This is a genomic window from Nocardia grenadensis (assembly GCF_050942415.1).
GTDB lineage: Bacteria > Actinomycetota > Actinomycetes > Mycobacteriales > Mycobacteriaceae > Nocardia > Nocardia grenadensis.
On record NZ_CP192054.1, the window covers coordinates 4,126,866 to 4,139,780 of the forward strand.

A 12,915-nucleotide genomic window follows, 5' to 3' on the forward strand; every position below is an offset into this window, starting at 1 on the left:
ACCCGGAACCCCTGGCCGACCCTCGCGGGCGCGTGGCCGGTGGGAAGGTCTCGGGCGGCGGCTCACTGCAGCTGGGACGCGGTGATCACCAACTGGCCCCCCTCCGGTACCACCTGGAACGACCGGCTCTCCGACTGCACGGAACCGTTGCTCATCGTGTAGGTGATGGTGGCCACGGCCGAGCCGGTGCCCGACGGCGTCACCGCGCCGATGCTGACGGCGGAGATGGTCGACCAGAAGCGGGTGTACTCGGCATAGCCGCCGGTGGTGGCCTGGTATGCGGGCGAGAGCTGGGACCAGGCAGCGGACGGGTTACCGGGCAGCAGGCCGTAGTACCCGCGGACGAACTGTTCGACGCGGGCCGCCGAGGGCGGACCGGTCTCCGCCGTGGTGGTCGGCGACGGTGTGGTGGTCGACGACCGGGCGGTGGTCTCCGTATCCGATTCGGAGGTTTCGGAGGCGAGTGCCTGTGAGGTGTCCGGGCCGAGCGCCGCCGGATCGTCGGGGTCGTCGCCGCCGGTGAAGTTCGCGAGGACCAATCCCGCGACGACCACCAGGATCAATGCGGCGGCACCCGCCAGCAGCGCCGTCCTGGTGCGGTTCCCGGAACCACCGCGGGCCGGTGCGGTTTGCGGCGCCGGAGCGGGGGCACCCGCCGGAACGGCCGCCGCGGCGGGCGGCGGGGCACCGCGGAACGCCGGCGGGGTGCCGCCCGGCGGCGGCACCGGGGCTGCGGCAGCGGCGTCCGGCGACAGCGGGGTGGTCGCGGCCGCATCGGCGGGCAGGATCTTGGTGGCGGCGGGGGCCACCGGATCGACCGGTTCCGGTGCTCGCCCGGCGGCCACCTCCTCGAGCATGACCTGCGCCTCGTGCATGGTGGGACGGATGGCGACCTCGGTCGCCAGCAGGCGCATCAGCACCGGCCCCAGGGCCCCGGCGCCGGCGGGCGGTTCGACCTGTCCACCGGCCACCGCGTGCAGTACCGCCAGCGGATTGTCGCCGTCGCCGAAGGGCGGGCGGCCGGTATGCGCGTGGTACAGCGTGGATCCGAGCGCGAACACATCGGAGGCGGGTATCGGCTGCTCACCACGGGCGACCTCGGGGGCCAGATACGCGGGGGTGCCGGCCAGGAACCCGGTGGCCGTGACGGTCACATCGCCGGTGGCACGCGAGATTCCGAAATCGGTGATCTTCACCGTGCCGTCATCACCCACCAGCAGATTCGCCGGTTTCACATCGCGGTGCACGATTCCGGCGTCGTGCGCGGCCGCCAGTGCGGCCGCCGCCTGGGCACCGAGTCCGGCGACCTCGAGCGGGCTCATGGTGCCGTCGAGATTCAACCGGCTCGCCAGGCTCGGCGCGTTCATGTACTCCATGACCAGCCAGGGCTGGCCGTCCTCTTCGGCGACATCGAACACCGAGATGGCATTGGGGTGGTGCAGGCGCGCGGCGATCCGGCCCTCGCGCAGTGCGCGTTTGCGCGCCTCCGAGGTCTGCTGCTCGGTCAGGTTGGGTCCGAGCAGCACCTGCTTGACCGCGACGGTGCGCTGGAGCCGGATATCGAGTGCCCGCCACACCACACCCATGGCGCCGGTGCCGATGGGATCCGTGAGCCGATACCGTCCGGCGATCAGCCGATCCTTGGTCATCTCTGTCGTGGCCCCTTCTGTTCGCCGCCGAGTCTTCCAGCACTCCGCGCGTCACAGGCGGCTGCCTACGGTTCCGCTCCGGCCCGGCGCGACCGAACCCCCCGACAACATTGTCGAGACTTCTGATTCGGCGGTAACCTCAGCGGAAATTCCCGGAAATCCTACGCTCCGGCACCCGGAAGCCGCGCGGGCAGTAGGGGTTTACCGAGCCCGTCGCACCCCGATCACCTGCGTTTTCGATCTCTGACGGCGGTTCGGAGCAGCCGACCCACCGCATGAGTGATGACAATCACATTGCCCGCAGGTTTATCCGCGCTGTCAGACATTGAAGTACTTCGCCTCCGGGTGCAAGAGAACGAACGCGTCCGTGGACTGCTCGGGATGCAGCTGCAGTTCCTCCGACAGCGTCACCCCGAGCCGCCCGGCGTCGAGTAGATCCACCAGTTTGGCGCGGTCCTCGAGATCCGGGCACGCGCCGTACCCGAACGAGTACCGGGCGCCGCGATAACCGAGCGAGAAGTAGTCGACGATATCGGCCGGATCGGAATCGGCGATCGCATGCCCCTCCAGGGTGAGTTCCTCGCGGATACGCCGATGCCAGTACTCGGCGAGCGCCTCGGTGAGCTGCACCCCGATGCCGTGCACCTCCAGATAGTCCCGGTAGTTGTTGTCGGCGAAGAGCCGGTTGGCGTAATCGGCGATCGGCTGACCCATGGTGACCAGCTGGAACGGCAGGACGTCCACCTGCCCGGTCTCGCGGGCACGCTCGCGCGAGCGGAGGAAATCGGCGACGCACAGGAACCGGTCCCGCTGCTGGCGCGGGAAGGTGAACCGGTGCCGCTGCGGCGCATCGGGTTCCGGTTCGGTGAGCACCACGACATCGTCGCCCTCGGACACCGCCGGGAAATAGCCGTACACCACCGCGGCGTGCTGAAGCACTCCCGCGGTACTGAGCTCGTCGAGCCAGGCCCGCAGGCGGGGCCGGCCGTCGGATTCCACCAGTTCCTCGTAGCTGGGGCCGTCGCCGCCGCGCTGGCCGCGCAGCCCCCACTGGCCGAGAAACAGCGCTCGTTCGTCCAGCAACCCGGAATACTCGTGCACCGGGAGACCTTTGATCACCCGGGTGCCCCAGAACGGCGGCACCGGGACCGGCAGATCGGCGGCCACATCCGATCGGTCCGGCACCGCGACCGGTGTCTCGGTCGCCCGCCGCTGTTCGGCGATCCGGCGTGAGCGCTGGTGCCGCGCTTTGCGTTCGGCCGCCTTCTCGCGCGCGGCCACCGCCTCCGGACTGTCCGGATCGGGACCTTCACCGCGCTTCTGCGACATGATCTCGTCCATCAGCCGCAGGCCCTCGAAGGCGTCGCGGGCGTAGTGCACCTCGCCCTCGTAGACGTCGGTGAGGTCGTTCTCCACATACGACCGGGTGAGCGCGGCACCGCCCAGCAGCACCGGGAACTGGTCGGCGACGCCGCGGGAGTTGAGCTCCTCCAAGTTCTCCTTCATCACCACGGTGGATTTCACGAGCAGCCCGGACATGCCGATCACATCGGCCTTCTTGTCCAGGGCGGCGTCGAGGATGGTCGCGATGGGCTGTTTGATGCCGAGGTTCACCACCTCGTAGCCGTTGTTGGACAGGATGATGTCCACCAGGTTCTTGCCGATATCGTGCACATCGCCCTTGACCGTGGCGAGGACGACGCGCCCCTTACCGCTGTCGTCGGTGGCCTCCATATGCGGTTCCAGGTGGGCGACCGCGCCTTTCATGACCTCGGCCGACTGCAGCACGAACGGCAGCTGCATCTGCCCGGACCCGAACAGCTCGCCGACGGTTTTCATCCCCGACAGCAGGGTCTCGTTGATGATCTTCAGCGGCGGCACTTCCCGCATGGCCTCGTCGAGATCGGCTTCCATCCCGGCCCGCTCACCGTCGACGATGCGCCGTTCGAGCCGGTCGAACAGCGGTAGCGCGGCCAATTCGTCGGCCCGCGAGGCGCGGGAGTCGGCCGTGGACACACCTTCGAACAACTGCATGAGTTTCTGCAGCGGGTCGTAGCCCTCACGACGCCGGTCGTAGACCAGGTCCAGAGCCGTCTCCCGCTGCTCGTCCGGAATCCGGCTCATCGGCAGGATCTTCGAGGCGTGCACGATGGCGCTGTCCAGGCCGGCCTGCACGCATTCGTGCATGAACACCGAGTTCAGCACCTGGCGCGCGGCGGGATTGAGCCCGAAGGAGATATTGGACAGACCCAGCGTGGTCTGCACATCGGGGTGCCGGCGTTTGAGTTCCCGGATGGCCTCGACGGTCTCCAGGCCGTCGCGACGCGACTCCTCCTGTCCGGTGCCCAGGGTGAAGGTGAGGGTGTCGATGATGATGTCGCTCTCGCGCAGACCCCAGTTGCCGGTGATATCGGTGATGAGTCGTTCGGCGATGGCGACCTTGTGCTCGGCGGTGCGGGCCTGCCCTTCCTCGTCGATGGTCAGCGCGACCACCGCGGCGCCGTGTTCGGCGACCAGGGCCATGGTCTGCTGGAACCGGGAATCCGGGCCGTCGCCGTCCTCGTAGTTCACCGAGTTCACCGCGCAGCGCCCGCCCAGGTGTTCCAGGCCCGCGCGCAGCACCGGCGTCTCGGTGGAGTCGAGCATGATCGGCAGGGTGGAGGCCGTGGCCAGCCGGGATGCCAGTTCCGACATATCGGCGGTTCCGTCGCGGCCCACGTAGTCGACGCAGAGGTCGAGCATATGGGCGCCGTCGCGGGTCTGGTCCTTGGCGATATCCAGGCATTTCGCCCAATCCTGGGCGAGCATCGCCTCCCGGAACGCCTTCGAACCGTTGGCGTTGGTGCGTTCGCCGATCATCAGCACACTCGCGTCCTGCCGGAACGGCACCGCGGTGTACATGCTCGAGATGCTCGGCTCGGGTTCGGGCGTGCGACGCTGCCCGATCGGCGCCAGCCCGGTCTCGACCTCCCGGACCGCCTCGGCCACCTGGCGGATATGTTCCGGGGTGGTACCGCAGCAGCCCCCGACCAGGGCCAGGCCGTAGTCGGCGACGAACCCGCGCAGCGCGGTGGCCAGTTCCTCCGGGGTCAGCGGGTACTCGGCGCCCTGCGCGCCGAGCACCGGCAGGCCCGCATTGGGCATCACCGACACCGGGATGCGCGCGTGCTGGGACAGGTAGCGCAGATGTTCGCTCATCTCGTCCGGGCCGGTGGCGCAGTTGAGGCCGATGAGGTCGATACCGAGCGGTTCGAGCGCGGTCAGCGCCGCGCCGATCTCACTGCCGACCAGCATGGTGCCGGTGGTCTCCACCGTGACGTGGGTGATGATCGGGATCCGGCGACCGGCCCGCTCCATGGCGCGGTGGGTACCGGTGATGGCGGCCTTGACCTGGAGCAGGTCCTGACAGGTCTCGATCAGCACCGCGTCGGCGCCGCCGTCGAGCATGCCGAGCGCGGCCTCGGTGTAGGCGTCGCGCAGGTCCGCGTACGGCGCGTGGCCGAGCGTAGGCAGTTTGGTCCCGGGCCCCATGGAGCCCAGCACGTACCGCGGCACGCCGTCGGGATCCGGCCCCATCTCGTCGGCGACCTCGCGGGCCAGCCGGGTCCCCTTCTCCGAGAGATCCCGAATCCGGTCGGCGATCCCGTAGTCGCCCAGATTGGGCAGGTTGCAGCCGAAGGTATTGGTCTCCACGGCATCGGCGCCGGCCTCGAAATAGGCACGATGGATATGCCGCAGCACCTCGGGTCGGGTGTCGTTGAGGATCTCGTTGCAGCCCTCCAGCCCGCGGAAATCGTCGAGCGTGAGATCCACGGCCTGCAGCATCGTGCCCATCGCGCCGTCACCGATCACGACACGCCTGGTAAGAGTGTCGAGCAATGTGGTATCGAACTCGGCGGAGCGGGAGGCAGACATGGATTCCAGACTAGTGTGCGCCTCCGTCACAGTGTCGCCCTCCTTCCTGCCCTGTGCGGGCGACCACAACCGGCGACGCCGCCGACAGGCGCGGCGGGACCGATACTGCGCGCCGGTGGCGCCCTGCCCCGTAGGCTGGCAGGGGTGAGCTCGAGTGAATCTCCGGTGGATCGGGAACTGCCCGCACTGCGCGACCCCGTGCTCGTTGCGGCCTTCGAAGGCTGGAACGACGCTGGTGACGCCGCCAGCGGCGCGGTGGAGCATCTGGAGTTGATCTGGGATGCGCGGCCGCTGGCCGAACTCGATTCCGAGGACTATTACGACTACCAGGTGAACCGGCCGATGGTCCGGCAGGTGGAGGGCGTCACCCGGGAGATCGTCTGGCCGGCGACCGTCCTGTCGGTGTGCTCCCCGCCCGGCAGCGATCGCGATGTGGTGCTCTTACGCGGGATCGAACCGAATATGCGGTGGCGGCGCTTCTGCGCGGATCTGCTGGAGTTCATCGATCAGCTCGGCGTGCAGACCGTGGTGATCCTCGGGGCGCTGCTCGCCGATACCCCGCACACCCGGCCGGTGCCGGTCACGGGTTCGGCCTACAGCAAGGAGGCGGCCGAGCAGTTCGGCCTGGAACAGACCCGCTACGAGGGGCCCACCGGTATCACCGGGGTGCTCCAGGACCAGTGCGTGAAGGCCGGGGTCCCGGCGGTGTCGTTCTGGGCCGCGGTGCCGCATTACGTGTCGCAGCCGCCGAACCCGAAGGCGACGATCGCGCTGCTGCACCGGGTCGAGGACGTCCTCGATATCGAGGTGCCGCTGCGGGAGCTGCCCCAGCAGGCCGAGGAGTGGGAGTCGACGGTGAACGAGATGACCGTCGCCGACGACGAGATCGCCGAGTACGTGCATTCGCTGGAGGAGCGCGGCGACGCCGCGATCGATGTCAACGAGGTGATGGCCAAGATCGACGGCGACGCCCTGGCCGCCGAATTCGAGAAGTACCTGCGCAGACGAGGACCCGGCGGCTTCGGGCGCTGAGGGGGTACGCCGGGCCACCGGGTCCTCGGTTCAGCCGGCCACCGACCAGATACGGGCGGCGGCATCACTGGCCAGTTTCGCGATGAGCAGTTCGCGTGGAATCGTCTGGCCGGTGAGGTGATCGAGCGAGGGAACCACCACGTGATGGGCGTCCGCCCGCTGGAGCTCCCGGGTCAGTTCGGCGAACGCCGTCCCGTCACCGGGACGTGATTCGCGGAACGTCGCGGCGAAGCACAGTCCCCGGGCCTCGGCCAGCTCACGTAGCGCGGCCTCCATATCGTCACCGTCGCCCGCGGCCAGATCGTCGCGTAAATACCCGTATACCAACGCTTCCACCCGAACCTCCTGAATCCTTCCCCACACGGGGGCGGGGAACCATTTCCTGCTCCGGGATCTCCTCCCCGCATTCGCGGGGGTGTTGCTTGAACCGGTACGAAGCCGGTCCGATTCGAGCATGACCCATGCGCGACAACGACAGAAGAGGTCATGCGGGGGACATCTGGATGCCCTCTGGGGTCCACGGAAAGTTTGCTGGTGCAATACTGGCCGCGTGACTGCTGCTGAAGATCGTCCGCTGTGGGCCGTCCGGATGCGCTCGGAACGCGATGCGCGTGGGTGGTCACAGGCGGACGCCGTCCGTGCCCTGCGCGCCAAGTCGTCCCATAATCTCCCGACCGACAGCACCCTTCTACGCAATTGGCGGCGTTGGGAATCCGGCGAATCACGACCCGACGACTTCTACGCGCCCCTCATCGCGTCCGCCTTCGATTCGGTGGCCGCCGCATTCTTCCCGAAGGCCCGGCCGAGCCGCGACGACGAATTGCTCACCGCCACCGGAATGGACACGCTCGAATTCATGGGACGCCTTCGGATGTCCGATATTTCGACGGCCACCCTGGACGCGGTGCGGATCACCGCACAGCGGCTGTGCTGTGACTACGCCTCCACCGATCCGCACGAACTCCATCTCGAGGCCGCGGGCTGGCTGCGCCGGATCGCCGCGCTGCTCGACAGCCGGCTCACGCTGGCCCAGCACAAGGAGGTCCTGGAACTGGCCGGCTGGGTGGCTCTGCTGCTCGGCTGTCTCGAATACGATCTCGGCCGGCGCAGCAGCGCCGAGGCCACCCGGCGGGCGGCCCGGTCGCTGGGACAGGAGGCCGGCCACGCCGAGATCATCGGCTGGAGTTCGGAACTCGCCGCCTGGTTCGCGCTGACCCAGGGCAATCATCGCGGCGTGATCCAGGCGGCCGAGGCGGTCCCGGCGGAATGCACGGTCAGCGGGGTCGGTGTCCAGCTGGCCGCCCAGCGGGCCAAGGCCTGGGCGCGGCTGGGCGATCGCGCGGCCGTGGACGCGGCCCTGGCCGAGGGCCGCACCCTGCTGAACCGGCTCGGCCATCCCGACGATCTCGAGAATCATTTCGTCGTGGACCCGCAGAAGTTCGACTTCTACGCCATGGACTGCTCCCGGGTCGTCGGCGACGATGCGCGCGCCGAGATGTACGCGCAGGCGGTGTTGGCCGATTCGGTCGCCCTGGACGGTTCGGTACGCAATCCGATGCGGGTCGCCGAAGCCCACCTCACCCTGGCCGTGGTCGCCGCGCGCGGGCGCGATCTGGAACTGGCCGTGGCATTGGGGCGGCGGGCGTTCGAGGCGAAGCGACGGTCCCTGCCCTCGCTGCTGTGCATCGGCAGCGAGGTAGCGCAGGAACTGGTGGAGAATTTCCCCGGCGATCCGCGGACCCGCGCCTTCCTGGACGAGCTCCGGTCGCTGTCGGGCGTCTGAGCTACATCGGCCGCGCCGGAGCGGGGCGCGTGGGCCGTAAACCGTCGCCCCGCGTGGCCGAGCGGCTCCACGCCCCGGTCGAGGCCGGCGCACCGGCGCTGTTTTCCGGAGTGCTGATCAGCACGGATCGCCGGCCGACGCCGCGTCACCGGTGCGCGGCATCGGGAACCCGGGCCGGGCACGCGGCCCCCGGGAGGGTGGCGAGTTCGAAATGCCACCATTCGTTGTCGAAGGTCCGGCACAGCCCCCAGCGGTTGCCGTTGGCCTCCAGCCAGGCAGCACCCTCCCGGGGCGCGATATCGACGGCCCGGCCGGTGACATGGGTGGACTCCTCCGGGGGCAGCACCCAGCGCCGGGTCTCCTCCGGACTCCCGTAGGTGCGCAGGCCTTCTTCCCACATCGCCCGCTGTTCCTCGGGCGAGCGATAACCCGAGTTGATCGTCATCGGCACACCGCGGGCGTATGCCTCCTGTTCGGCCATGGTGTAGGCCAGGGCCAGCAGCGGGTCCAGGCCTTCGGTACCCGCCGCGGCCACCTCGGTGAGCGGCGGGACCGGGAACGCCGGCGCGGGAGCGGGAGCTGCGGGCGCTGCGGTGGCGGGCGCGGTGCCCAGTACCGGTCCGGCGGCCGTGGCCGCCAGGAGCGCGGCCGTCACAGCGAGGCGGCGGGGCAGGAGGCGCGCGGGGTCGATCATGCCGGGAATGCTATCGGCGCATACCCGCCGCTTCCATAAAAAATCACCCTGAGCTGCATAAACGTAATCCGTAAGCCATTGTTCTGTCACCCGCCGCACGCTCGGGGCCATTCGCGACCACCCCCTGGCATCGAGGAACCACGCGAATGACCACCGACCGATCAGCGCACCGACCGCAACCTCGCGAACATCTCCATCAGCACCTGCGTGAGGTTGAAGACCACCAGGCCCGCGCCCGACTCGAACGCGGCGGCGGCCCGGTGGTCGCTGGAGACGATATCGAGCCGGATCCGCTCGTGATCGGCCACGGCCGCGTGGACCTTCTCGATTTCGGCCAGGACGGCCGGGTCCGCCGGACCGTTGGTGCCCATGGACACCGCGAGATCGGCCGGGCCGACCATCACACCGTCCACCCCGGGGGTAGCCACGATCTCCGGGGCATTGCGGCAGCCCGCCGTGGATTCGATCATGGCGATGACCAGCGTTTCCCGCGCGTCGGCGGCGAGGTGGTCGGCCGGGGTCCGCGTCCCGTACCGGCCCGCCCGGCCGTAGGTCGCGAAACCGCGGTCGCCCACCGGTGGGTACCGTGCCGCGTGGACCGCCCCCGCGGCCTGCCCCGCATCGTCGATATGGGGTACCACCACCCCGGCGGCGCCGTGGTCGAGGGCCCGCTGGATCAGCGCCGGTTCCTGCTGCCCCACCCGCACGAGCACATCCATGCCGTGCACCCGGGCGGCGGCGATGTGCTGCCGCAACGGGATAAGGTCGGCGGGGCCGTGCTCGCAGTCGATCAGGACGTAGTCGAATCCGGCGACCCCCGCCATCTCGACGAGTTCCTCCGCCGGCATCCGCACCAGCACACCGAGCAGCCGCTCACCGTCGCGCAGGCGCTGTTTCATCGCCGTCATCAGCGGGCCACCATTCCGGCCGACAGATCGATATCGGCGGCGCACAGACCGGGCATCGCCAGCATCGCCAGCACCGCCCGGGCCACCTCGTCCTCGGTGACCATACGGCCGAGCGCGGCCCGCGAGACAAACGCCTGTTCGGCCTCCTCGTAGCTGGTCCCGATCCGTTCGGCCTCGAGCCGGAAGTTTCGGTGCATCCGGGCGCTGTCCACCGGACCGGGCGAGAGCGAGTTCACGTTCACCCCCAGCGGCCCGACCTCGGCGGCCAGTGTGGTGGTGAGCCCGATGACCGCCATCTTCGACGCACAGTAGGGCGTGCGCCGGGCCAGGGGCCGCTTGCCGGAGACCGATGCCAGGTTGATCACGTCGCCGCGGCCCGCGTCGACCATCGCCGGGACGAAAGCGCGGCACAGCAGGTACACGCCGCGCACATTGACCGCGAAGACGTCGTCCCACTCGTCGGGGTCGATCTCGGTGAGCGGCCCGACCGGGCCCGGTACGCCCGCATTGTTGATCAGGATGGAGACGTCCTCGCCGGCGAGTTCGGTGGCCAGCGCGGTCACCGATTCCGGGGAGGCGACATCGCAGACCGCGGCCCGCATCGACGCGGGATGCCGCGCCACGACCCGGTCCAGTTTGTCCCGGTCCCGCCCGACCGCGATCACCCGCGCGCCCGCGCCGGCCAGCGCCAGCGCGATGGCCGCACCGAGCCCGCTGCCACCACCGGTGACCAGCGCGGTACGGCCGGTGATCGGGTCAACCGCCGAGGGGTTCGGCGGAACCGCTCCGTCCTCTTCCCCGGCCGGGGCAGCGATCTCCCCCGTTCCGAGGCCGTCACCCGGGCCCCCGGACGCCGGGCCACCCGCCGCGCCGCGCGGCCCACCGCTCACGAGTTCGCTCCGGCGTAGATGTTCCCGGCCCACGGCAGCTCGGCGCCCGCGTATTTGGCGGCCCGCACATCGCCGGACCGGGCATGCCCCTCGAACAGTTCGACGCGGGCGGCCCGGCCGCATACCTCGCCCAGCCGCGCGCTCGACGCCTGGTCGACGACCTCGGAGTAGGTGACCGTCTTCAGGTACTTCCCGACCCACAGCCCGCCGGTGTAGCGGGCCGAGCCGCGGGTCGGGAGCACATGGTTGGTCCCGATCACCTTGTCACCGTAGGAGACGCAGGTGCCCTCGCCCAGGAACAGGCCACCGTAGTTGGTCATCTTCTCCAGTGCCTCACGCGGTGCGCGGGTCAGCACCTCCACGTGCTCGCTGGCATAGGTGTCGGCGAGCTCGTAGGCCTCGCCCAGGGAGTCGACCACGATGATCTCGCCGTGGTCGCGCCAGGCCGGCGCCGCGAAATCGGCGGTCGGCATACCCGGCAGCAGTGTCTCGATATGGTCGAGAACCTGCCGGCCCAGCGTCTCGGAGGTGGTGATCAGTACCGCGGGCGAATCCGGGCCGTGTTCGGCCTGGGAGAGCAGGTCGACCGCGACGACGAACGGATCGGCGGCATCATCGGCGATGATCAGGATCTCGGTGGGCCCGGCGAACAGGTCGATACCGACCTCGCCGAAGAGCTGCCGTTTGGCCTCGGCGACATAGGCGTTACCCGGTCCGGCGAGCAGATCGGCCCGGTCGATGGTCTCGGTACCGCGGGCGAGCGCACCCACGGCCTGGACACCGCCCAGCAGGTAGATCTCGTCGGCCCCGGCCAGATGCATGGCGGCGACGGTCGCGGCCGGGATCTCGCCCCGGATCGGTGGGGTGCAGGCGGCCACGCTCGGTACCCCGGCGACCTTCGCGGTCACGATGGTCATATGGGCCGAGGCGGTGAGCGGGTAGCGGCCGCCGGGCACGTACGCGCCGACCCGGTCGATCGGGATGTGCTTCTGTCCGAGGTGGACACCCGGCAGCGTCTCGACCTCGAAATCGGTGAGCGAATCGCGCTGGTGCTGCGCGAAGGTACGCACCTGCCGCTGGACGAACTCGATGTCCTCGACGACCTGTGCGGGCAGCGAGGCGATGATCTCCTCGATCCGGTCCGGAGAGAGCCGGAACGATTCCGGGCTCCACTTGTCGAACTGCTCGGAATACCTGCGCACCGCGGCGTCGCCGCCGAGCCGGATGTCCTCGAGGATCGCGGCGACGCGTTCGCCCACCTCGGAGCGGTCCTGACGGACCACTTCGGCAGGGACCGGCTTCTTCAGAACTACGGGCATGTCGACTCCTGTCGGATGGTTCGGTACCGAGCGACGGCCGGCAGCCACTCGCTCAGAAGTTCGGAAATTCGGTGCGGCACTTCCCAGGTGCACAGATGACCGGCACCGGCGATCGTCTCGAAGCGGGAGCCGTCGATCGCCGCGGCGATGGCGCGGTGGTATTCGCGGGGGCACAGTGCGTCGTCATCCGCGGAGACGATCAGGGCCGGGCAGTCCACGGCACCCAGGGACGGGACCGAATCGAAACGGTCGGCTTGGGCCCGCAGCTGGCTCTGGAATCGGCTCGGCCCGACGCGCCGGGCCATGGCGACGAAGCGGTCGACCAGTTCGGGCGTGCCGGACAGTTCGCCGAACATGGTGGGCGCGATGAGCTCACGCACCACGGTCTCGAACTCCCCGCGCGTGGTCCGGAAGGCCATATCGTGCCAGGAGCGGTACTGGGTGGCGGTCGGGGCGTGCGGATTCGTCGATATCGCGCAGAATCCGAGGACGCGCTCCGGCGCCCGGCGCAGCACCTCGAACCCGGCGATCGCGCCCAGGCTGAGACCGGCCAGTACGAAAGGCCCGTCCACCGCGCTCAGCACCTGCTCGGCCATACCGGTGAGGGATGGCGCGTCGATGGCACCGGGCACAGTGCGGAAACCGGGCCCGGGGTCCACCTGCTCCCACAGCTGTGCGTCGCACAGCATGCCCGGGACGAATACGACGGGTATATCCGCGGTCAT

At 69.5% G+C, this 12,915-nt stretch carries 10 protein-coding genes; 2 read left to right on the top strand and 8 right to left on the bottom strand.

Annotated elements, in window-relative coordinates:
* Window positions 1-62: 62 nt before the first annotated feature.
* Both ACQPYS_RS18795 and metH read right to left on the bottom strand, forming a co-directional pair.
* Window positions 63-1,649: a serine/threonine-protein kinase gene (locus ACQPYS_RS18795; RefSeq protein ID WP_431940261.1), complete on the bottom strand. Its 1,587-nt coding sequence runs from the start codon at window positions 1,647-1,649 to the stop codon at window positions 63-65.
* 318 nt (window positions 1,650-1,967) lie between these two features.
* Window positions 1,968-5,564 (bottom strand): methionine synthase, encoded by a 3,597-nt coding sequence (metH, locus tag ACQPYS_RS18800; protein WP_433490347.1) that lies wholly within the window; start codon window positions 5,562-5,564, stop codon window positions 1,968-1,970.
* Between the two features lie 144 nt (window positions 5,565-5,708).
* On the opposite strand from metH, the gene ACQPYS_RS18805 reads away from it, so the two are divergent.
* Window positions 5,709-6,596 carry a PAC2 family protein gene (locus tag ACQPYS_RS18805; RefSeq protein WP_030521346.1) on the top strand — a complete coding sequence of 296 codons (888 nt, stop codon included), beginning with the start codon at window positions 5,709-5,711 and terminating at the stop codon, window positions 6,594-6,596.
* Window positions 6,597-6,626: 30 nt separating this feature from the next.
* Here ACQPYS_RS18805 and ACQPYS_RS18810 read toward each other — a convergent pair whose 3' ends face one another.
* Window positions 6,627-6,932 (bottom strand): hypothetical protein, encoded by a 306-nt coding sequence (locus tag ACQPYS_RS18810; protein ID WP_063038755.1) that lies wholly within the window; start codon window positions 6,930-6,932, stop codon window positions 6,627-6,629.
* 214 nt (window positions 6,933-7,146) lie between these two features.
* Here ACQPYS_RS18810 and ACQPYS_RS18815 point away from each other — a divergent pair, with 214 nt between their 5' ends.
* Window positions 7,147-8,379, top strand: coding sequence for an XRE family transcriptional regulator (locus tag ACQPYS_RS18815; protein WP_433490348.1), 1,233 nt, complete (start codon window positions 7,147-7,149; stop codon window positions 8,377-8,379).
* Between the two features lie 145 nt (window positions 8,380-8,524).
* On the opposite strand, the gene ACQPYS_RS18820 is transcribed toward ACQPYS_RS18815, so the two are convergent.
* From ACQPYS_RS18820 to ACQPYS_RS18840, 5 genes are all read right to left on the bottom strand, one after another.
* Complete coding sequence (locus ACQPYS_RS18820; protein ID WP_433490349.1) at window positions 8,525-9,073, bottom strand: M15 family metallopeptidase; 549 nt, start codon at window positions 9,071-9,073, stop codon at window positions 8,525-8,527.
* Between the two features lie 161 nt (window positions 9,074-9,234).
* Window positions 9,235-9,981, bottom strand: a complete 747-nt coding sequence (locus tag ACQPYS_RS18825) for an HpcH/HpaI aldolase family protein (protein ID WP_433490350.1) — start codon at window positions 9,979-9,981, stop codon at window positions 9,235-9,237.
* Complete coding sequence (locus ACQPYS_RS18830; RefSeq protein WP_431940357.1) at window positions 9,981-10,733, bottom strand: SDR family NAD(P)-dependent oxidoreductase; 753 nt, start codon at window positions 10,731-10,733, stop codon at window positions 9,981-9,983. The genes ACQPYS_RS18825 and ACQPYS_RS18830 overlap by 1 nt, the downstream gene beginning before the upstream one ends.
* Window positions 10,734-10,867: 134 nt before the next feature.
* Complete coding sequence (gene hisD, locus ACQPYS_RS18835; protein ID WP_433490351.1) at window positions 10,868-12,190, bottom strand: histidinol dehydrogenase; 1,323 nt, start codon at window positions 12,188-12,190, stop codon at window positions 10,868-10,870.
* A complete protein-coding gene (locus tag ACQPYS_RS18840) occupies window positions 12,181-12,915 on the bottom strand; it encodes an alpha/beta fold hydrolase (RefSeq protein ID WP_063038762.1) in 735 nt (244 codons plus the stop codon). Before ACQPYS_RS18840 ends, hisD begins: the two co-directional genes overlap by 10 nt.

Excerpts from the sequence above, each read along its gene's own strand:
- ACQPYS_RS18795 (WP_431940261.1), bottom strand. The coding sequence starts at position 1,649 with ATGACCAAGGATCGGCTGATCGCCGGACGGTATCGGCTCACGGATCCC.
- ACQPYS_RS18840 (WP_063038762.1), bottom strand. The coding sequence starts at position 12,915 with ATGACCGCGGATATACCCGTCGTATTCGTCCCGGGCATGCTGTGCGAC.
- ACQPYS_RS18825 (WP_433490350.1), bottom strand. The coding sequence starts at position 9,981 with ATGACGGCGATGAAACAGCGCCTGCGCGACGGTGAGCGGCTGCTCGGT.
- ACQPYS_RS18820 (WP_433490349.1), bottom strand. The coding sequence starts at position 9,073 with ATGATCGACCCCGCGCGCCTCCTGCCCCGCCGCCTCGCTGTGACGGCC.
- hisD (WP_433490351.1), bottom strand. The coding sequence starts at position 12,190 with ATGCCCGTAGTTCTGAAGAAGCCGGTCCCTGCCGAAGTGGTCCGTCAG.
- metH (WP_433490347.1), bottom strand. The coding sequence starts at position 5,564 with ATGTCTGCCTCCCGCTCCGCCGAGTTCGATACCACATTGCTCGACACT.